At 66.8% G+C, this 18,056-nt stretch carries 18 protein-coding genes; 11 read left to right on the top strand and 7 right to left on the bottom strand.

What is annotated here, in order from left to right; all coding sequences use genetic code 11:
• Positions 1 to 149 precede the first annotated feature (149 nt).
• Genes ACFQ4E_RS02625 through ACFQ4E_RS02600 form a run of 6 tightly spaced genes read left to right on the top strand, consistent with a single transcriptional unit; the run spans position 150 to position 6,407 of the window.
• Positions 150 to 1,604, top strand: coding sequence for a UbiA family prenyltransferase (locus tag ACFQ4E_RS02625; RefSeq protein WP_386801365.1), 1,455 nt, complete (start codon positions 150 to 152; stop codon positions 1,602 to 1,604).
• Positions 1,591 to 2,904 carry an FAD-binding oxidoreductase gene (locus ACFQ4E_RS02620; RefSeq protein WP_386801364.1) on the top strand — a complete coding sequence of 438 codons (1,314 nt, stop codon included), beginning with the start codon at positions 1,591 to 1,593 and terminating at the stop codon, positions 2,902 to 2,904. The genes ACFQ4E_RS02625 and ACFQ4E_RS02620 overlap by 14 nt, the downstream gene beginning before the upstream one ends.
• Positions 2,897 to 3,640 (top strand): SDR family NAD(P)-dependent oxidoreductase, encoded by a 744-nt coding sequence (locus ACFQ4E_RS02615; protein ID WP_386801363.1) that lies wholly within the window; start codon positions 2,897 to 2,899, stop codon positions 3,638 to 3,640. The genes ACFQ4E_RS02620 and ACFQ4E_RS02615 overlap by 8 nt, the downstream gene beginning before the upstream one ends.
• Positions 3,641 to 3,692: 52 nt before the next feature.
• A complete protein-coding gene (locus ACFQ4E_RS02610; protein ID WP_386801362.1) occupies positions 3,693 to 4,703 on the top strand; it encodes an NAD-dependent epimerase/dehydratase family protein in 1,011 nt (336 codons plus the stop codon).
• Between the two features lies 1 nt (position 4,704).
• A complete protein-coding gene (locus ACFQ4E_RS02605) occupies positions 4,705 to 6,015 on the top strand; it encodes an NAD(P)/FAD-dependent oxidoreductase (RefSeq protein ID WP_386801361.1) in 1,311 nt (436 codons plus the stop codon).
• Complete coding sequence (locus ACFQ4E_RS02600; RefSeq protein ID WP_386801360.1) at positions 6,012 to 6,407, top strand: GtrA family protein; 396 nt, start codon at positions 6,012 to 6,014, stop codon at positions 6,405 to 6,407. Before ACFQ4E_RS02605 ends, ACFQ4E_RS02600 begins: the two co-directional genes overlap by 4 nt.
• An 18-nt stretch (positions 6,408 to 6,425) precedes the next feature.
• On the opposite strand, the gene ACFQ4E_RS02595 is transcribed toward ACFQ4E_RS02600, so the two are convergent.
• Complete coding sequence (locus ACFQ4E_RS02595) at positions 6,426 to 6,695, bottom strand: usg protein (RefSeq protein ID WP_386801359.1); 270 nt, start codon at positions 6,693 to 6,695, stop codon at positions 6,426 to 6,428.
• Between the two features lie 194 nt (positions 6,696 to 6,889).
• On the opposite strand from ACFQ4E_RS02595, the gene gyrA reads away from it, so the two are divergent.
• Both gyrA and ACFQ4E_RS02585 read left to right on the top strand, forming a co-directional pair.
• Positions 6,890 to 9,631 (top strand): DNA gyrase subunit A, encoded by a 2,742-nt coding sequence (gene gyrA / locus ACFQ4E_RS02590; RefSeq protein ID WP_386801358.1) that lies wholly within the window; start codon positions 6,890 to 6,892, stop codon positions 9,629 to 9,631.
• A 169-nt stretch (positions 9,632 to 9,800) separates the two neighbouring features.
• Complete coding sequence (locus ACFQ4E_RS02585; protein ID WP_386801357.1) at positions 9,801 to 10,661, top strand: LysR family transcriptional regulator; 861 nt, start codon at positions 9,801 to 9,803, stop codon at positions 10,659 to 10,661.
• A 293-nt stretch (positions 10,662 to 10,954) separates the two neighbouring features.
• Here ACFQ4E_RS02585 and ACFQ4E_RS02580 read toward each other — a convergent pair whose 3' ends face one another.
• Genes ACFQ4E_RS02580 through ACFQ4E_RS02570 form a run of 3 tightly spaced genes read right to left on the bottom strand, consistent with a single transcriptional unit; the run spans position 10,955 to position 14,376 of the window.
• The gene (locus ACFQ4E_RS02580; protein ID WP_386801356.1) at positions 10,955 to 12,433 is read right to left on the bottom strand and encodes a carboxypeptidase M32; all 1,479 of its coding nucleotides are present in this window, start codon (positions 12,431 to 12,433) and stop codon (positions 10,955 to 10,957) included.
• Positions 12,430 to 13,575 carry a heme A synthase gene (ctaA, locus tag ACFQ4E_RS02575; protein ID WP_386801355.1) on the bottom strand — a complete coding sequence of 382 codons (1,146 nt, stop codon included), beginning with the start codon at positions 13,573 to 13,575 and terminating at the stop codon, positions 12,430 to 12,432. Before ctaA ends, ACFQ4E_RS02580 begins: the two co-directional genes overlap by 4 nt.
• 54 nt (positions 13,576 to 13,629) lie before the next feature.
• Positions 13,630 to 14,376 carry an RNA methyltransferase gene (locus ACFQ4E_RS02570; RefSeq protein ID WP_386801354.1) on the bottom strand — a complete coding sequence of 249 codons (747 nt, stop codon included), beginning with the start codon at positions 14,374 to 14,376 and terminating at the stop codon, positions 13,630 to 13,632.
• Between the two features lie 86 nt (positions 14,377 to 14,462).
• Here ACFQ4E_RS02570 and ACFQ4E_RS02565 point away from each other — a divergent pair, with 86 nt between their 5' ends.
• On the top strand, positions 14,463 to 14,795 hold the full coding sequence (locus ACFQ4E_RS02565) for a TfoX/Sxy family protein (RefSeq protein ID WP_386801353.1): 333 nt from the start codon (positions 14,463 to 14,465) through the stop codon (positions 14,793 to 14,795).
• Positions 14,796 to 14,860: 65 nt separating this feature from the next.
• Complete coding sequence (locus ACFQ4E_RS02560; protein ID WP_386801352.1) at positions 14,861 to 15,481, top strand: thiamine phosphate synthase; 621 nt, start codon at positions 14,861 to 14,863, stop codon at positions 15,479 to 15,481.
• Positions 15,482 to 15,490: 9 nt separating this feature from the next.
• On the opposite strand, the gene ACFQ4E_RS02555 is transcribed toward ACFQ4E_RS02560, so the two are convergent.
• From ACFQ4E_RS02555 to ACFQ4E_RS02545, 3 genes are all read right to left on the bottom strand, one after another.
• Complete coding sequence (locus ACFQ4E_RS02555; protein WP_386801351.1) at positions 15,491 to 16,345, bottom strand: lysophospholipid acyltransferase family protein; 855 nt, start codon at positions 16,343 to 16,345, stop codon at positions 15,491 to 15,493.
• Positions 16,342 to 17,103: a GNAT family N-acetyltransferase gene (locus ACFQ4E_RS02550; protein WP_386801350.1), complete on the bottom strand. Its 762-nt coding sequence runs from the start codon at positions 17,101 to 17,103 to the stop codon at positions 16,342 to 16,344. Before ACFQ4E_RS02550 ends, ACFQ4E_RS02555 begins: the two co-directional genes overlap by 4 nt.
• A 117-nt stretch (positions 17,104 to 17,220) precedes the next feature.
• Positions 17,221 to 17,403, bottom strand: coding sequence for a DUF3553 domain-containing protein (locus ACFQ4E_RS02545; protein WP_386801349.1), 183 nt, complete (start codon positions 17,401 to 17,403; stop codon positions 17,221 to 17,223).
• Positions 17,404 to 17,433: 30 nt separating this feature from the next.
• Here ACFQ4E_RS02545 and ACFQ4E_RS02540 point away from each other — a divergent pair, with 30 nt between their 5' ends.
• On the top strand, positions 17,434 to 18,030 hold the full coding sequence (locus ACFQ4E_RS02540) for a histidine phosphotransferase family protein (protein ID WP_386801348.1): 597 nt from the start codon (positions 17,434 to 17,436) through the stop codon (positions 18,028 to 18,030).
• Positions 18,031 to 18,056: the final 26 nt, after the last annotated feature.

Raw genomic sequence — 18,056 nt, 5'->3', positions numbered from 1 at the left:
TTTTGCCTCAGATCCGGGGTTTTGCCGGGACCGGGCACGCCCGCGCCCTAGTCTTGCCCCACTCCTCTCCTTAGGCTGCGCCAAAAGGCCGATGGGAGCCGCCGGTCGCACCGGACGGCACCGACAGGGTCGCGGAGCAGGACGTCGTGTTGGACAAGGGAAAAGACAGCGTCGACCGTGTGTCACGGCCGCTTGTCGTCGATCTCGACGGCACGCTGACGCCTGTCGACACGCTGCACGAGGCGGCACTCAGGTATTTCCGCGCCGCACCGCTTGCCGCGCCGCTCCACATGCTCGGATGGCTGCGCGCGGGCAAACCGGTGCTGAAACGCGAGCTTGCGCATGCCACGCCGCTCGATCCCGCAACCCTGCCCTATGACGACACCGTTCTGGCCGCGATCCGCGCGGCCCGTGCCGATGGCCGCCGGGTGGTGCTCTGCACAGCCTCGGACCGCGCGTCGGCAGAGGCGATTGCCGCGCATCTCGGCCTCTTCGACGAGGTCATGGCGAGCGACGGGCGGGTCAACCTCGCCGGTCCTGACAAGGCCTCCGCGCTCGTCGAGCGTTTCGGGACGCGCGGCTTCGACTATATCGGCAATTCCAGCGCCGATCTCGCGGTCTGGGCCGAGGCGCAACGGGCGCTTGTGATCAACGCTCCGGAAGCGCTCGCGCGCGAGGCTGAGGACCGAGCACCGGAGATCGAGCGGATGGCCGGACGCCAAGCCGGTCTCCGCGACTGGCTGCGCGCCGCGCGGCTGCATCAATGGGTCAAGAACCTCCTGATCTTCGTCCCGGTCCTGGCCGCGCATCGCTATGACGAGCCGGCTCTACTGGCGCAGATGCTCCTGGCCTTTCTCGCCTTCGGGCTCCTGTCCTCGGCCACCTATTTCCTGAACGACCTGCTCGATCTCGAAGCCGACCGCGCCCACGCGGCCAAACGCCATCGCCCCTTCGCCTCGGGACGGATCCCGGCGGCGCAGGCGGCCCTGGTCACACCGCTGATGTTTCTCGGCGCACTTGCGCTCGCCGCCCTGAACGGCGCGGGCTTCGTGCTGACCGCCTTGATTTACCTTGCGGTCTCAACGCTCTACTCTGTGCAACTCAAGCAGGTGCCGCTTCTGGATTGCATGCTCCTCGCCGGGCTGTTCACGCTGCGCGTCATCGCGGGCGCGGTGGCGATGGATCAGGGCCTGTCCTACTGGCTGCTCCTGTTCTCGGTCTTTCTCTTCCTGTCGCTGGCCTATCTCAAACGCTACGTGGAACTGGCGCAATCCCGACCGAAGGGAGAGCTCAAGGGCCGCCGCTACCGAAGCGAAGACGTGCCCATCGTGATGGGCCTGGGACTTGGCGCGGGCTATGCCGCGACGGTGGTTCTCGGGCTCTACATTCACTCCGATGCCGCGATCGATCTGTATGGAAATCGTTATTTCGTAAGCTTTTCGCTTCCGGTTCTGATCTACTGGGTGAGCTGGATGTGGATGCAGGCCTCGCGCGGCGAAATGCATCACGACCCGCTGCTCCACGCGGTGCGCAGCCGCCACAGCCAGATCACCGGCGCGCTGTTTCTCGCCATCTTTTTCGCCGCGAGCCATGTCCCGGGATGAGCCCACATACCGCGCGGTCGGTTGGGGCGGACGCAAGAGCGTCCTGCACCGCCCCCGCCCCTTGGCCGAGGGCGCGCTCGAGGGGCTCGAGGCGCCGGCGCTCGCCGTCGGCCTCGGGCGCAGCTACGGGGATGTCGGCCTGGTGGCCGGAGGCGTCGCGCTTCAGAGCCGCGCTCGGGCGCGCTTCCTGAACTTCGACAGGGAGAGCGGCGTTCTGGCGGTCGAGGCGGGCGTGACGCTGGGCGAGATCCAGCGGCTGGCGATCCCGCGCGGCTGGGCCTTGCCGGTGACGCCCGGCACCCAGCAGGTCACCGTCGCGGGCGCCATCGCCAATGACGTCCACGGCAAGAACCACGCCCGCTCGGGCACGTTCGGCGCGCATGTCACGCGCTTGCGGCTTGCGCGCAGCGACGGGTCGATCAGCGATCTCGGCCCCGAGGACGAGACCGGCCGCTTCGCCGCGACCATCGGCGGGCTGGGTCTGACCGGGGCGATCCTGTCGGCGGAGATACAGCTGCGCCCCGTGGCAGGCCCGTGGCTCGATACGGAGACGGTGCCCTTCGACGGGCTCGATCGCTTTTTCGAGCTGTTCGAAGAGAGCGTCGAGGATTGGGAATACAGCGTCGCCTGGCTCGACGTGACCCGCAAGGATCGCCACCGCGGCCTGTTCCTGCGCGCCAACCACGCGGACGAGCGTGGCCCGGCGCTGCCCGCAAGGCGGCAGCGACGCGTGCCGGTCACTCCGCCGGTCTCGCTGATCGGGCCGACCTCGCTGAGGCTCTTCAACGCGCTCTACTACCGGCGCAACGCGGCGCGGGCCGGTCGGGCACGCCAGAATTACCAGAGCTATTTCTACCCGCTCGACGCGCTCGGCGCGTGGAACCGCATCTACGGACCGCGCGGCTTCTACCAGTACCAGTCGGTGGTTCCGCCCGAGCACGCGCGAGAGGCGACCGCCGAGATGCTCGCGGCCATCGCCGAGGCGCGGCAGGGCTCGTTTCTGATGGTTCTCAAAACATTCGGCGCTAGAACCAGCCCGGGCCTCTTAAGCTTTCCGCGCGAGGGGACCACGCTGGCGATGGACTTTCCGGACCGGGGCGCTGACACGTTGCGCCTGTTCGACCGGCTCGACGCGATCCTGCGCGAGGCCGGTGGCCGGATCTACCCGGCCAAGGACGCGCGGATGTCCCGCGCCATGTTTGAGTTTGGCTACCCGGGCCTCGCGGCCTTCCGTGCCCATCGCGATCCCGCGATGCGGTCGGGCTTCGCGGACCGGGTCATGGGAGGAATTGATGAGTAACCGGCGGATGATCATCGTGGTGGGCGCAAGCTCCGGCATTGCCGAGGCCTGCCTCAGGGCCTGGGCCGACGAGGGCGGCGCGGATTTCCACCTGCTCGGCAGGGACGAGGAGGTGCTCGACGCCATCGCCGACGACCTGGGCGTGCGCGATCCCGAGACCCGGGTCGGACGCTCCGTTCTGGATTTCCAGGAACCCGAGGCGATCCGCACCTTCTCGGGCCTGACCGAGACGCAGCACGTCGATACCGTGCTCATCGCCCATGGCGCTCTGCCCGTTCAGTCCGAGATGCAGGACGATCTGCAGGCGCTCTCTGACAGCCTGATGCTGAACGCGATCTCGCCCGCGCTTTTCGCCGAGGCTTTCGCGGCCCGGCTGGAACATCAGGGCTATGGCACACTGGCTGTGATCGGATCGGTCGCGGGCGATCGGGGGCGGAAATCGAACTATGCCTACGGCGCGGCGAAAGGGCTTCTCGAACGCTATGTCGAGGGTCTGCAGCACCGCTTCGGCTCGGACGGCCCGCGCGCCATCCTAATCAAACCCGGCCCGACCCGCACCCGGATGACCGCGCAGATGGATCAGTCGGGCATGGCCGATCCCGACGCGGTGGCGAGCGACATCCTGCGCGGGATCAAGGCGGGCAAGCCGGTGATCTATACGCCCGGCAAGTGGCGCGTGATCATGGCGGTGATCCGGCTCCTGCCGCGCGCGATCTTCAACCGACTGGATATCTGATGCCCTGCCCCGGCCGCGCCCGACCGCCGCACCCTGTCACGGGAACAGGCGCATGAGCGGCTACGAGACCGCGGCGCGGCGCAAGGCCCGGACCGACGAGACGACAGAGGACGACGAGATGGCATATGCGGAGCGCAAGATCCTCCTCCCCGGCGGGGCGGGACTGGTCGGGCAGAACCTCGTGGTGCGGCTCAAGGCCGCCGGGTTCACCGATCTCGTGGTGATCGACAAGCACGCCGCCAACCTGCGGATCTGCGAAAAACTTCACCCCGACATCACCTGCATCGAGGCCGATCTGGCGCGGCGCGGCGACTGGGCCCGGGCCTTCGAGGGCGCCGACAGCGTGGTGATGCTGCAGGCCCAGATCGGCGGCCTGAGGAAAGAGGCCTTCGACGACAACAATGTGCGTGCCACCGAACTGGTGCTCGACGCGATGCGCCGCTTCGAGGTCACGGGGCTCGTGCATATCTCGTCCTCGGTGGTGAACTCGGCCGCGGATGATTTCTACACGCGCTCGAAGACCACCCAGGAAGAGATTGTGCGCCAGAGCGAGTTCGCCGCCACCATCCTCCGCCCGACGCTGATGTTCGGCTGGTTCGACCGCAAGCACCTGGGATGGCTGTCGCGCTTCATGGGCCGGGTCCCGGTCTTTCCGGTGCCCGGCGACGGGCGCTACATGCGCCAGCCGCTTTATGTGGGCGATTTCTGCGACATCATCCTGTCCTGCCTGAAAAGCCGCGGCCCCGAGGGTACGTTCGACATCTCGGGCCAGGAGAAGATCGACTATATCGACCTGATCCACGAGGTCCGGCGCGCCGCGCGCCACCGCACGCCGATCGTGAAGATCCCCTTTGGTCTCTTCCGCAAGCTCCTGCAGGTCTGGGCGCTCTTCGACCGCGACCCGCCCTTCACGCCCGCGCAGCTCGACGCGCTCGTGACGCGGGACGAGTTCCGGGTGATCGACTGGCCGGAGATCTTCGGCGTCCGCGCCACCCCGCTGGCCGAGGCGATGGACGCCACCTTCCGCGATCCGACCTATTCCGACGTGGTGCTGGAGTTCTGAGATGAGCGAGCCGTTGAAGATCGCGGTGATCGGCGCGGGCCCCATGGGGCTGGCCGTGGCCTATCAGCTGGTCCGGGACGGTCACCGCCCGGTGATCTACGAGGCCGCGCCGCGCCCCGGGGGCATGGCGGTCTGCTTCGATTTCGGCGGCGACATGATCGAGCGGTTCTACCATTTCCACGCGACCTCGGACGACGATTTCTTCGCGCTTCTGGACGAGTTGGGGCTCGGGCAGGACATGCGCTGGGTCAACACCAAGATGGGCTATTACTACCGGGGCGAGGTGCAGGACTGGGGCAACCCGACCGCGCTCCTGCGCTTCCGGGGCCTCGGCCTTGCCGCCAAGTTCCGCTACGCGCTGCACGCCTTTCTCTGCACCAAGCGGCGCGACTGGTCGGGGCTCGACCGGCAGCGAGCCAAGCCCTGGCTCAGGAAATGGGTCGGCGCCGAGGCCTACGAGACGCTCTGGCGGCGGCTCATCGACTACAAGTTCTACCACGAGGGCGACGATCTCTCGGCGGCCTGGATCTGGAGCCGGGTGCGGCGGATCGGCCTCTCCCGCGAGAGCCTGATGAAAGAGAAGCTCGGCTATCTCCAGGGCGGCTCGCAGGCCTATATCGACGCGGTGGTCGCCGCGATCGAGGCGGGCGGCGGCAGCTTCCGGCTGGGCGCGCCGGTCGAGGAAGTGACGCTCGACGGGCCGCGGGTCACCGGCATCCGCAGCGGTGGCGGTCAGGAAGACTACGACCTGGTGATCTCCACGGCGCCCCTTCCTTACGTCCCGCAGATGATCCCGGATCTCCCGGCGACGCTCCGCGACCAATATGCCGCTATCCGCAACGTGGCGGTCGTCTGCGTCATCGCCAAGCTCGCCCGGCCCCTGACCGACAAGTTCTGGCTGAACGTCAACGACCCCGAGATGGATATTCCCGGGCTCGTGGAATACACCAACCTCCGGCCGATGGATCACACCATCGTCTACGTGCCCTTCTACATGCCCGGAGACCATCCGAGCTACTTGGACAGCGACGCGGCCTTCTGCGACAAGGTGCGCCGTTACCTTCGGACCATCAATCCCGCGCTGACCGAGGAGGACATCCTCGACGTGATCGCCTCGCGCTACCGCTACTCGCAGCCTGTCTGCGGGCCTGGGTTTCTCGACACGCTGCCCCCGGCCAACCTGCCGATCCAGGGGCTTTGGGTGGCGGACACCTCCTATTATTACCCTGAGGATCGCGGCATCTCGGAAAGCACGGGATACGGGCGGCAAATGGCACGCGACGCGGTCGCGGCGGCGCTGGCGGCGCGATGAGCCTCAGGCAGAACAAGCTGATCCGCTTTTTCGTGGCCTCGGGCCTCGGCGCGCTGATCAACGTCGTCTCGAGGGCCCTTCTGGGCCTCGTCATGGCCTTCGAGATCGCCGTCGTGCTGGCCTATCTTTTCGCGATGACGGTCACCTTCCTGATGAACCGCGCCTATGTCTTTCCCGAGGGGCGGCTTGCAGCGCGCACGCAATACCTGCGCTTCGCGCTCGTCAACGGCGTGTCGCTGCTGATCGTCTGGGGCGTGAGCGTGGGCCTTCTGCGGGTGGTCTTTCCCGCCATCGGCATGGACTGGCACCCGGCGCTCGTCGCCCATTCCATCGGCGTCGCGAGCCCCGCCTTCGTCGCCTACTACCTGCACAAGGCCTTCACCTTCGCCTGACGGGCCGCCGCTTGGCGCTCAGTGATAGGTGAACTCGCCCACCATGTTGCGCCACTCGCCCGAGGCCAGCATCTTGCGATGCGTGAAGCGCACGGAGTGCAGCGGCCCCTCTATGCTGTCCTGCCAGAACTCGATGAAGCCCAGAAGCTTCGGATGGTCCGGGGCGAGATCGTACTCCTGCCAGACGAAGGTGTTGAGCACGTTCTTGTAGTCGGGCAACCGGTAGAAGATCTCGGCCGTGGTGAGCCCGTATCCCTTGAGCAGAAGTTCCGTTTCGCTCATCTGCATGGTGGTCCTCGCGGTTTCTTGTCTGTAAGACGAATCCTGCGGGGACAAATTCAACAAATCAATAAAAACAGACTGTTAGCAATCTGAAGCGATGGCTGCCAGTGCAACGGGAACAGCCCCCATTGCGCCCAATATCCAGCATCTGTTATAGTTTCGGCAACAAGATATAGAAGAACGACTGGCGGACAGAGCACGTGGCAGATACCCCTGAAGAGCCTGGAAACGTTGAGGAAAATCTCCCGGAGCGTCCGCCTCACGACGGACCGGTGATCTCGATCGCCGAGGAGATGAAATCCTCGTATCTCGATTACGCGATGAGCGTAATTGTTAGTCGCGCGATCCCCGACCTGCGCGACGGGCTCAAACCGGTGCACCGGCGCATCCTCTACGCGATGCACGAGACCGGAAACAGCCACGACAAGCCCTACCGCAAATCCGCCCGCCCGGTGGGCGACGTCATGGGTAAGTATCACCCCCATGGCGACAGCGCGATCTACGACGCGCTGGTGCGGATGGCGCAGGATTTCTCGATGTCGCTGCCGCTGCTCGACGGCCAGGGCAATTTCGGCTCGATGGACGGCGATAACGCCGCGGCCATGCGCTATACAGAGGTGCGCATGGACAAGCCGGCCGCCTATCTCCTGAACGATATCGACAAGGAAACGGTGGATTTTCAGGACAACTACGACGGCAAGGATCGCGAACCGACGGTCCTGCCCGCGCGGTTCCCGAACATGCTGGTCAATGGCGCGGGCGGCATCGCCGTCGGCATGGCGACCAACATTCCGCCCCACAACCTGGGTGAGGTCATCAACGCCTGTCTCGCGCTCATCGAGGAGCCGGATCTGACCTCGGAGCAGCTGATCGAGTACATTCCCGGTCCCGACTTCCCGACCGGCGGCATCCTTCTGGGCCGCTCCGGCGCGCGGAAGGCCTATCTCGAAGGGCGCGGCAGCGTCATCATCCGCTCCAAGACCCGGGTCGAGGAGATCCGCAAGGACCGTTACGCCATCGTCATCGACGAGATCCCCTATCAGGTGAACAAGGCGACGATGATCGAGCGCATCGCCGAGGCCGCGCGCGAGAAGCGGATCGAGGGCATCGCGCATGTGCAGGACGAAAGCGACCGTTCGGGCGTGCGCGTGGTGGTCGAACTGAAGCGCGACGCGACGGCGGAGGTGGTGCTGAACCAGCTCTTCCGCTTCACGCCGATGCAGACCTCGTTCGGCTGCAACATGCTGGCGCTCAACGGTGGGCGGCCCGAGCAGCTGACGCTGCGCGGCTTCCTCACCGCCTTCCTGGACTTCCGCGAGGATGTCGTCGCGCGGCGCACCGCGTATCTGCTGCGCAAGGCGCGCGAGCGCAGCCATATCCTCTGCGGTCTCGCCGTCGCGGTCTCGAACGTGGACGAGGTCGTCGCGACCATCCGTGCCTCGGCCGACGCCGCGGAAGCCCGCGAGAAGCTGATGGAGCGGCGCTGGCCCGCGGGCGAGATCCTGCCCTATATCCGGCTGATCGACGACCCGACCCACACCGCGAACGAGGACGGGACCTACAACCTTTCCGAGGCCCAGGCCCGCGCCATTCTCGAGCTGCGGCTCCAGCGCCTGACCCAGCTCGGCGTCAAGGAAGTGACCGACGAGCTCGAGGAGCTGGCCGGCAAGATCAAGGAATATCTCGAGATCCTCGGCTCGCGCGAGCGGATCATGGGGATCATCTCGGACGAACTCCGGGAGGTGCGCGACCTCTTCGCGGTGCCGCGCCGCACCGAGATCGCCGAATGGTCCGGCGACATGGAGGACGAGGACCTCATCGAGCGCGAGGACATGGTCGTGACGGTCACCCAATCCGGCTATATCAAGCGCACGCCCCTCGCCGATTTCCGCTCGCAGCGGCGCGGCGGCAAGGGTCTGTCGGGCGGCGGGCTCAAGGAAGACGACGCGGTCACCACGCTCTTCGTCGCCAACACCCACACCCAGCTTCTGTTCTTCACCACCGACGGCATGGCCTACAAGCTCAAGACCTGGCGGCTGCCGCTCGGCGGCCGGACCTCGAAGGGCAAGGCCATCGTCAATATCCTCCCGATCCCGCAGGGCGTCTCTGTCGCGGCGATCATGCCGGTCGACCGGGATGAGGAGGATTGGGACGATCTGCAGATCGTCTTTGCCACCTCCAAGGGCTCGGTGCGCCGGAACCGGCTGTCGGATTTCACCAACGTGAAGGCCAATGGCAAGATCGCGATGAAATTCGAGGGCGAGGACGAGAACACCCGCCTGATCAACGCGCGCATCTGCTCGGAAGACGATGACGTCATGCTCGTCACCGATGCGGGCCGGGCGATCCGCTTCCCGGTGCCCGAGGTGCGGGTCTTCAACTCGCGCAACTCGACCGGCGTGCGGGGCGTGAAGCTCTCGAACGGCGACGAGGTCGTGTCGATGTCAATCATCCGCCATTTCGAGGCCAGCGCCGACGAGCGCGCCGCCTATCTCAAGATGCGCCGCCTGATGGCCGGCGTCACAGATGACGAAAGCGCGGACGAGGACGAGGGCAATGCCGACAGCCTCCTGCCGCAGGAGCGCTATGCCGAGATGTCGGCAGCGGAGAACCTGATCCTGACGATCACCGCCGGAGGCCTCGGCAAGCTCAGCTCCAGCCACGACTACCCGGTGCGCGGGCGTGGCGGCATGGGCGTGACCGCCTGGGAGAAGAGCATGCGCGGCGGTCCCATCGTCGCCTCCTTCCCGGTCGAGATGGACGACCAGATCATGCTGGCCACCTCGCGCGGGCAATCCATCCGCGTGCCGGTGGACGGCATCAGCTTCCGCTCGCGTGGCGCAGGCGGTGTGAAGGTCTTCAATACCGGCGCCGGTGAAGTGGTCGTCAGCGTCGCCTGGATCGCCGATCAGGGCGACGAGGATCCCATCGAGGAAAACTGAGGGTTGTAAACGACTGTGTACGGTCCGTCGGTAATTGCAATGTTGACATTGCGCATGGGCAAGCCCTTTAATGCGAGACCCTTTGCTGCCCGCGCCAGCCGGGGCAAAGACGAATACAAAAGTCGTCTTTTCGAGGGAAGAACTGCAGCGCGGCGTAGGATCCTTTTCGATGGATAACTGGGACGATTTTCGTTTCTTGGTCGCGCTGTCAAAGGCAGGCACCATGACGGCGGCGGCCAAGATGCTCGGGACCAATACGGCCACGGTATCGCGCCGGATCGACCGGCTGTCCGAGACGCTCGGAACCCCGGCCTTCGTCAAGACCGCCGATGGCTGGAAACCGTCCGAGGCCGTGCGCGAGATCATCTCGATCGCCAACACCTTCGATGGCGAGCTGCGCTCGGCCATGAACACGAACTCCCAGGACAAGACCAACCAGCTCGTGTCGCTCAATGTCGGAAGCGTCCCGATCGTCACCTCGCAGGTGCTCTTTCCGGGTCTGAGGCGGCATGGCGACATGCTGGACGGCGTGTCGCTGACCTTCTCGGATCGCATCTTCCGCGAAGGCCTGGGCGAGAACGACCTCGTCATCATGTATGGCGCGCCCGAAAGCGGCCGGGTGGTGACCCGGCGCGTCGGGCAACTGACCTTCCGCCTGTATGGCTGGAAGGGCGGCAAGCCGACGGGCGAATGGGTCGGTCTGGCGCAGGAGCATGACGAATATCCGCCGATGCAGATGGCGTTCGACACGTTCAAATGCCCGCCGCGCATGCGCGTCGAAAGCTTCACCGCGCTCTACGACCTGATGCTGCAAACCAAACTGCCTGGCCCTCTGCCCGATACGCTGGCCGCGCAGGACAGCGAGCTGGTCACGATCAAGACAGCGCACGAACCGTTCCGCGGCGAGTTCTGGATGATGTTCCACGAAAGCCGCCGTGGCGATCCGGCGATGCGCAAGGTGGTGGATTGGGTCACCCGATCCTTCCAGGACGTCGATTTCGACCGCGTGCAGCAGAGCCGCGCAGGCTGACATCCCATAAATGCAAGCTCAGATTTGAACCTCTGGCGATTGCCAGAGGCGTCCTTCTGAGCGGATAGTCGCGTAGGAACAGCGGGTCCGCCCGCTCTGGACTCGACCGCACGACCCTCGGGACGCGCAAAAATCAGGTCGGCGACGAGCGAAACGGACCACAGGGACGCGGCAAGACCCCCTCCTCGGGTCAGTCGCTCCTCTCGGGGAAAGACATTGGTGCGGCCGAGCCGCCGCATCTCACGGGGCACACCGTAGACTGGCGCAGCTGCAAGGCTGCGCCCCCTTTTTTTCTAAAGCCCGTAAAGCTCTGAAAACTTGGCCTCGAGATAGTCCATCAGCGGCCCCTCATGCGGGGCGAAGCCGCAGGCGGCCTCGATCGTGTCGCGCGGCTCGCGCAGCCCGCCATGGGTCTGCAGGGCCCCGCGCAGCCAATCGGTCGCCGGAGACGGATCGCCCGCAGCCAGCGCCGACTCGAGATCGGGGACCGCCTGTCGCAGCGCCTCGTTCAGGCATCCGGCATAGACATTGCCGAGCGCGTAGGTCGGGAAGTAGCCGAAGAGGCCCACCGACCAGTGGACATCCTGCAACACGCCATGGGCGGGCCGGTCCACCGGATACCCGAAATCGGTCTCGAAGCGCGTGTTCCAGGCGTCCTCGAGATCCGAGACCTCGAGCGCGCGCGAGATCAGCTGCCGCTCCAGATCGAAGCGCAGCATGATGTGGAGGTTGTATTGCAGCTCGTCCGCCTCGGTGCGGATGTAGCCTTTGCGCACCCGGTTCACCGCGCGGTAGAACGCCTCGGCATCGGCGACGCCGATCTCGCCGAAGGTGTCGCGCAGCTGCTCGAAGAGCCAGCCGGTGAACGGGCGCGACCGGCCGAGCTGGTTCTCGTAGATGCGGCTCTGGCTCTCGTGTACGCCCATCGACACGCCCTGTCCGAGCGGCGTGAAGAGATAGGCCTGGTCGATATTCTGCTCGTAGGCGGCGTGGCCGACCTCGTGGATCGTCGAGTAGAGGCAGTTGAACGGATCGGCCGGATCGGTGCGGGTGGTGATGCGGACATCGTTGCCGCTGCCAGACGAGAAAGGATGCACCGCCTTGTCCACGCGTCCGCGCGACATGTCGTAGCCGAACGCCCGGGCGACGTGACGCGAGAGCTTCATCTGCGCCGCCTCGTCATAGGTGCCCGAGAGCCCGTCGGGCTCGGGCTGGCCCAGCACGCGTTCGCGCAAGGCGACAAGGCGCGGACGCATGGCGTCGAAGATCGTCGCGATCTCGGCGGCGGTGGTCCCCGGCTCGTAATCGGCAAGAAGCGCGTCATAGACATCCGCGCCGTCGGCCAGCGCCGCGCCCTCCTCGCGCTTGAGCGACAGGACCTCTTTCAGGGTCGGCGCGAAGGCCTGGAAATCGTCCTTGGCGCGGGCCTCGGCCCAGATGCCCTGGGCGACGCTCGTGACCCGCGCGATCTCGGAGGCGAGCCGCGCCGGAACCCGGGTCGCGCGCTCATGCGAGCGGCGGGTGTGGCGCAGGACCGCCTGCCCCACCGGATCGAGCGCGGAATCGTCGATCTCGGCGAGCCACTCGCTCAGCCGCGGATCGGTGCGGCGCGCATGGAGGACAGCGGTCATCGCTGCCATCTCCTCGCCCCGCTGCTCGGCCGCGCCGCGCGGCATCATCGTCTCCTGGTCCCAGCCGAGCCGCCCGGCGACATGGCCAAGCGCGGAGGTCTCGCGGGAATGGTCGAGAAGCGCGGTATAGGCGTCGGTCATGCAGTCCCCCGGATCGACGAGAAGATCGGATATTGCGCCCCGAAGCGCGCGCGGATGATCAGCACCCAGAGCGCCACGGCCCCGAGCTGGTGGAGAATGGCGAAATGCAGGGCCGCGCCGTAGAGCACGGTCACGATGCCCAGCACCATCTGCAGCGTCAGCATCGCCAGAACCGCGTTGAAGCGGAAGCGCGTCTCGGCATTGGGCGAACGCCGCGCCCGCCGCCAGGCGATGAGGCCGAAGATGAAGAGAAGATAGCCCGCGACCCGGTGCATGAACTGCACGAGCCCGTCATTCTCGAAGAAGTTGCGCCAGAGCGGCTCGATCTCGAAGGGCGTCGGCGGGAAGACTCCGCCGCCCATGAGCGGCCAATCGGTATAGTTCCGGCCCGCGTCGATCCCGGCGACGAGCGCCCCCAGCAGGATTTGCAGGAAGGCGAAATGCATGAGCCCCGTGGCCATCGAGAAGAGCTTGGCCTCGCGGCCCCGCCGCGCCTGCATCAGCGCGCGCTCCTCGCGCCCCAGCAGGAAGATGTCCCAGGCGATCAGCCCGAGGATCACGAAGGCCAGCCCCAGATGCGTGGCCAGCCGGTAGCTCGCCACGTCGACCCGGTCGCCGCCGAGCCCCGAATGCACCATCCACCAGCCGATCGCGCCCTGAAGCCCGCCGAGCGCGCCGAGGATCAGGAGCCGTCCGGTCCAGCCCGGCGGGATCTTGCGGGTCACGAGGAAGCCCAGGAAACCGAGCGCCCAGACGAGGCCGATGGCACGGCCGAGCTGCCGGTGGCCCCATTCCCACCAATAAATGAATTTGAACTCCTGCAATGACATCCCGGCGTTTTGCAGGGTGTATTCAGGGATCTGCTTGTACTTTTCGAACTCAAGCCCCCAGGCCTCGGCCGACATCGGCGGCAGCGCACCGGTGACGGGCCGCCATTCGGTGATCGAGAGCCCGCTATCGGTCAGCCGTGTCAGCCCACCGACCGCGATCATCGTGACCACAAGGGCGAAGAGGATCATCAGCCAGACCCGCACCGCGCCGCGCGCACCGCGACGGCCCTGGTCGATCATGCCGCCCTTGGGGGCCGCTGCTTTCGGCGTCTCTGCGCCCATCTCTTCGAAGAGCTTACGCTTGGAGCTCATGTCGCATCCTCCGTATCCGGCGAGACAGTATGGTCGCCCCCGAGGGTCCGCAAGTCAGCCCGAGCGATCCTTCCATCGGACCATCTGACGCAGGACGCCGTGCAGGGTCTGCACATCCGCGCGGGTGAGCGGCAGGCGGCTCCAGAGATTGCGCAGGTTGCGCTTCATCGGGTCGGCCTTGTGCTCGGGAAAGAAGAAGCCCGCCTTGTCGAGCCGCTCCTCGTAATGGCGCGAGAGCGCGTCGATTTCGGCCTGGTCGGCCCAGACCGCGCCCGCCATCTCGGTGGTCTCATGCGCGATCTCGCTGGTCGCGCGGCGCCATTCATAGGCCGTGAGCAGCACGCATTGCGCCAGGTTCAACGACGAGAAGGCCGGGTTCACCGGCACCGAAATGATCGCATTGGCGCGCGCGACATCGTCGTTCTCGAGACCCGCCCGTTCGGGTCCGAAAAGCACCGCGACGCGCTCGCCCTGCCCGATCCGCCTGGCGGCATCGGCCATCGCCGCCTCGGGGCTGAACACGGGCTTCGTCAGCCCGCGCATCCGCGCTGTCGTGGCGTAGACATAGCTGCAATCGGCCACCGCCTCGGCCGTGGTGGGATAAAGCTGCGCTTCGTCCAGAAGCCGACCCGCGCCCGAGGCCATGGCGACGGCCTTTTCGTTCGGCCAGCCGTCGCGCGGCGCCGTGACCCGCATCCGGTCGAGCCCGAAATTCCACATCCCCCGCGCCGCCGCGCCGATATTCTCGCCCATCTGCGGACGGACGAGGACAAAGCTGGGCTGGGGCGTGTCGGTGGGCATGGCGCGTGGGGCTCCTTTCGGCGCCGCCTCTCTAGGCGCGCTCGGAGCGCTTCGCAAGACGGCGCGCCCCGTGCTAGGCTCTGCCCATGGCGGCGGATCCCGGAGTTCTGGAGCTGATGCGCGGCGATCTCGCGGAGGTATCCGGGATCGTCGAGAAGCGCATGTTCGGCGGGCTCTGCTTCATGAAGGACGGCCACATGCTCTGCGGGGCCCATCGCGACGGTGCGATGTACCGCGTCGGCAAACCCCGCGCCGCCGAGGCGCTGGCCCTGCCCGGCGTGCGCGAGATGGGCTTCACCGGACGCCCGATGCCCGCCTTCGTCGAGGTCGCGCCCGAGGATATGGACGACGAGGGCACGCGGGCCGCGCTGCTCGCACTGGCGCTCGCGAATGTCGCGAGCCTGCCGCCGCGCGGCTGACGGGCGTCTTTCCAAGCCGCGACCGCTCGGTTATGAGGGCCGAAACCCCGGTAAGGACCGCGAAGATGGCCCAAGAGGACGCCCCTCAGCTCTACCTCGTCACCCCGCCCGAGATCGACCTCATGAACTTCCCCGACCGGCTGCGCTCGGTCATGGACAGCGCCGAGATCGCCTGCCTCCGGCTGTCGCTGGCGACGCGGGACGAGGACACGCTCCTGCGCGCCGCCGACGCGGTGCGCGAGGTGGCGCATGAGCGCGACGTGGCGCTGGTGATCGACACCCATGTGGTCCTCGCGCAGCGGCTGGGCCTCGACGGGGTGCATCTGGTCGACGGCTCCCGCTCGGTCCGCATGGCGCGCAAGGAACTGGGCGCGGACGCCATCGTCGGTGCCTTCTGCGGGACGTCGCGCCATGACGGCCTGACCGCCGGCGAATCCGGCGCGGATTACGTCAGCTTCGGCCCGGTCGCGGCCGGAGCGCTCGGGGATGGCAGCGTCGCGGAGCGCGAGATGTTCGAGTGGTGGTCCGAGATGATCGAGCTGCCGGTCGTCGCCGAAGGCGGCCTGACCGTCGATCTGGTCCGCGCTCTCGCCCCGGTCACCGATTTCTTCGCCATCGGCGAGGAGATCTGGCGCGCCGAGGATGCCGCCGCCGCACTGTCGGCGCTCCGGGCAGCGATGGAATAACACCTCAGATCAATCGCTTCCGTCGCGATCCTCATGCGGCACGGGGATACGCGCATGCAGCGCATCGCGCACCCGCTCTTCCAGATCGCGCGCCAGGGATTTGCGGTCGCGTGCCTCGGCCACGCGCACCGGCGGGTGCAGCACCAGCTCGACCCGGCCATGCCGCCGCGCCGCAAGGCTCTTCAAGAGATGCGGGCCGAACTCCATGTCGCCCCACCAGCCGTAGAAGCGCGGGCTCTCGCCCTCGGGCGCATGGTAGATCACCGTCACCGCCTGCAACTGCAGGTCCTCGCGCAGCGCCTCGGTGAAGAAGGCCGCGAAGAGCGTCGACTTGAACGGCAGCACGCGCCGTCCGTCGGTCGAGGTGCCCTCGGGAAAGAACAAAAGCCGGTGCCCGTGGCGCAGTCGGTCCTCGAAGACCGCGCGCTGACGGGCGGCCTCGCGCGGGTCGCGCCGGATGAAGACCGTGCCGGTGGCGCGCGCCAGCCAGCCGATCCCGGGCCATCCCGCCACCTCGGATTTCGAGACGAAATAGACGTTCCGCCGGGCGTTCAGAACGAAAATATCGAGCCACGAGGAATGGTTCGCGACGATCGCGCCGGGCCCGTCGATCCGCGGGCCACTGACGGTGAGCGTCAGGCCGAGGATCCGCAGCGAGCCGCGACAGACCATCTGGGTGATCCAGGGCGTGACCGGACGGTCGACGCCGAAGAGCGGGCGCTCGATCAGCCGCGTCAGGAGAAGCGTCGCGAGCCCGCCGAATACCAGGGTGCCCATCGGCACGCCCCTCAGGACCACCCGCAGCCAGCCGCCCGGCCCGATCCGCCACGCCTCGGGCTGGACATCGTCCCAGGTTGGCTTCACGACGCCTCGCGCCGGTAGAGCGCCCCCTGCCGCGGGTCGAGACGCGCGGTGTCGATGACGAGGCAGATATCGGTCGTGTTGAACGCATGATCGAGAAACGCGCCGTCCCCCACCACCGCGCCGAGCCGCAGGTAGGATTTGATCAGCGCCGGGATCGCGCGCGCGGCCTCGAGCCGGTCGAGCCCGTCCTCGGGGCAGAGCGCCATCGGCTGATGCACGCGCGAGCGCACCCGGAGAGGCTCCGGCGCGAGATGGCGGTGATGGAGAAGCGAGAGCGGCGCGGCGAGTTCCTTGACATCGGTGCCGTGAAAACTGGCGACACCGAAAAGGAGCTCGATCTCATGCGCCGCGACATAGTCCGAGAGCCCCTGCCAGAGCCGCATCAGCCCCGGCCCGCCCCGATAGTCGCGATGCACGCAGGAGCGCCCAAGCTCCAGGAGCCTGCGCCCCGAGGACCTGAGCGGCGCCAGGTCGTATTCATCCTCGGAGTAGAACTGCCCGATCTCCCGCGCGGCGTCTTCGCGCAACAGCCTGTAGACGCCCACGACCGGCGCATCGGCGCGCGACACGTCGCGCAGAAGCAGGTGATCGACATGCGCGTCGAAGCGATCCGCCTCGAGCCTTCGGGCGTGATCGACGCCCTCGCCCGACGCGCCGAGCTCCTCCACGAAGACCTCGTAGCGCAGCCTTTGGGCCGCGCGGATCTCGTCGTCGCTGCGGGCCAGATCGACGGTAAATTCCGGCGGGGTCAGGGACATGGCGCGTGTCTGCGGCTCCTCGGTTGGCGTCGTTCTAGGAAGCCGCCGAAAAATATGCAACGCGCGGGCGAAAAAAGCGCGCGCGTTAACACATGCGAAAGCACGAGGCGCTAGCGTTCAGTCAAAGACCGGGATCAGCGTGACCTGACGGCTGTCGATGACGACCTTGCCTTCCTCGCGAAAGTTGACCGTCACGCGCCCGCCGATATTCGACTGCACCTGTCCGGTGCCCCAGTCGGGGCGCTCCGGGTGCTGAACCAGCATTCCGGGCTCGAGGAGCGCGTTGAGGTCGTCTGACATCGCGGTCTGGGCCTTTCTGAGGGGAGTGGAATGGACAGTAACGCCGAGCTTGCCGCGATGATAGGGTCGCGGATCTGTCACGATCTGATCAGCCCGATCGGGGCGATCAATAACGGGCTGGAACTGATCAGCATGTCGGGTGCCTCGCATGGCTGCGAGATGGAGCTGATTTCGGACAGCTGCAAATCCGCGACGGCGCGCATCCGGTTCTTCCGCGTGGCCTTTGGCTCCGCGTCCGAGACGCAGCGGATCGGGCGGCGCGAGATCCTGTCGATCTTCGACGAGGCGAAGGGCGGCAGGATCAAGCTCGACTGGCGGCCCGAGGGCGATTTGCCCCGCACCGAGGTGCAGCTCGCCTTCTTGGCCTTCCTCTGCTTCGAGACGGCGATGCCCCATGGCGGGGCCATCCGCTTCGACCGCACGCCCTCGGGCTGGTCGATCTCGGCGCAATCGGACCGGATGCATGTCGACCGCGGGGTCTGGACGCATCTCGGCGACACGCCCTCGGACGAGGCCGAGATCAACGCCGCGCGGGTGCAGTTCGCGCTCCTGCCGCAGCTGGCCGCCGCCTATGGGCGCAAGGTCGAGGCCTCGGTGGGCGAGAACGCGATCGCCATGCGGTTCTGACCACGCCTTTCGGCGGCACCGCAGCC

Source organism: Litorisediminicola beolgyonensis (genome assembly GCF_042679605.1).
GTDB lineage: Bacteria > Pseudomonadota > Alphaproteobacteria > Rhodobacterales > Rhodobacteraceae > Litorisediminicola > Litorisediminicola beolgyonensis.
This window is presented reverse-complemented; position numbering and strand designations above follow the sequence as displayed.

Excerpts from the sequence above, each read along its gene's own strand:
- ACFQ4E_RS02605 (WP_386801361.1), top strand. The coding sequence starts at position 4,705 with ATGAGCGAGCCGTTGAAGATCGCGGTGATCGGCGCGGGCCCCATGGGG.
- ACFQ4E_RS02545 (WP_386801349.1), bottom strand. The coding sequence starts at position 17,403 with ATGTCAGACGACCTCAACGCGCTCCTCGAGCCCGGAATGCTGGTTCAG.
- ACFQ4E_RS02540 (WP_386801348.1), top strand. The coding sequence starts at position 17,434 with ATGGACAGTAACGCCGAGCTTGCCGCGATGATAGGGTCGCGGATCTGT.
- ctaA (WP_386801355.1), bottom strand. The coding sequence starts at position 13,575 with ATGAGCTCCAAGCGTAAGCTCTTCGAAGAGATGGGCGCAGAGACGCCG.
- ACFQ4E_RS02580 (WP_386801356.1), bottom strand. The coding sequence starts at position 12,433 with ATGACCGACGCCTATACCGCGCTTCTCGACCATTCCCGCGAGACCTCC.
- ACFQ4E_RS02570 (WP_386801354.1), bottom strand. The coding sequence starts at position 14,376 with ATGCCCACCGACACGCCCCAGCCCAGCTTTGTCCTCGTCCGTCCGCAG.
- ACFQ4E_RS02595 (WP_386801359.1), bottom strand. The coding sequence starts at position 6,695 with ATGCAGATGAGCGAAACGGAACTTCTGCTCAAGGGATACGGGCTCACC.
- ACFQ4E_RS02600 (WP_386801360.1), top strand. The coding sequence starts at position 6,012 with ATGAGCCTCAGGCAGAACAAGCTGATCCGCTTTTTCGTGGCCTCGGGC.
- ACFQ4E_RS02585 (WP_386801357.1), top strand. The coding sequence starts at position 9,801 with ATGGATAACTGGGACGATTTTCGTTTCTTGGTCGCGCTGTCAAAGGCA.
- ACFQ4E_RS02615 (WP_386801363.1), top strand. The coding sequence starts at position 2,897 with ATGAGTAACCGGCGGATGATCATCGTGGTGGGCGCAAGCTCCGGCATT.
- ACFQ4E_RS02610 (WP_386801362.1), top strand. The coding sequence starts at position 3,693 with ATGAGCGGCTACGAGACCGCGGCGCGGCGCAAGGCCCGGACCGACGAG.
- ACFQ4E_RS02565 (WP_386801353.1), top strand. The coding sequence starts at position 14,463 with ATGGCGGCGGATCCCGGAGTTCTGGAGCTGATGCGCGGCGATCTCGCG.
- ACFQ4E_RS02560 (WP_386801352.1), top strand. The coding sequence starts at position 14,861 with ATGGCCCAAGAGGACGCCCCTCAGCTCTACCTCGTCACCCCGCCCGAG.
- ACFQ4E_RS02550 (WP_386801350.1), bottom strand. The coding sequence starts at position 17,103 with ATGTCCCTGACCCCGCCGGAATTTACCGTCGATCTGGCCCGCAGCGAC.
- ACFQ4E_RS02620 (WP_386801364.1), top strand. The coding sequence starts at position 1,591 with ATGTCCCGGGATGAGCCCACATACCGCGCGGTCGGTTGGGGCGGACGC.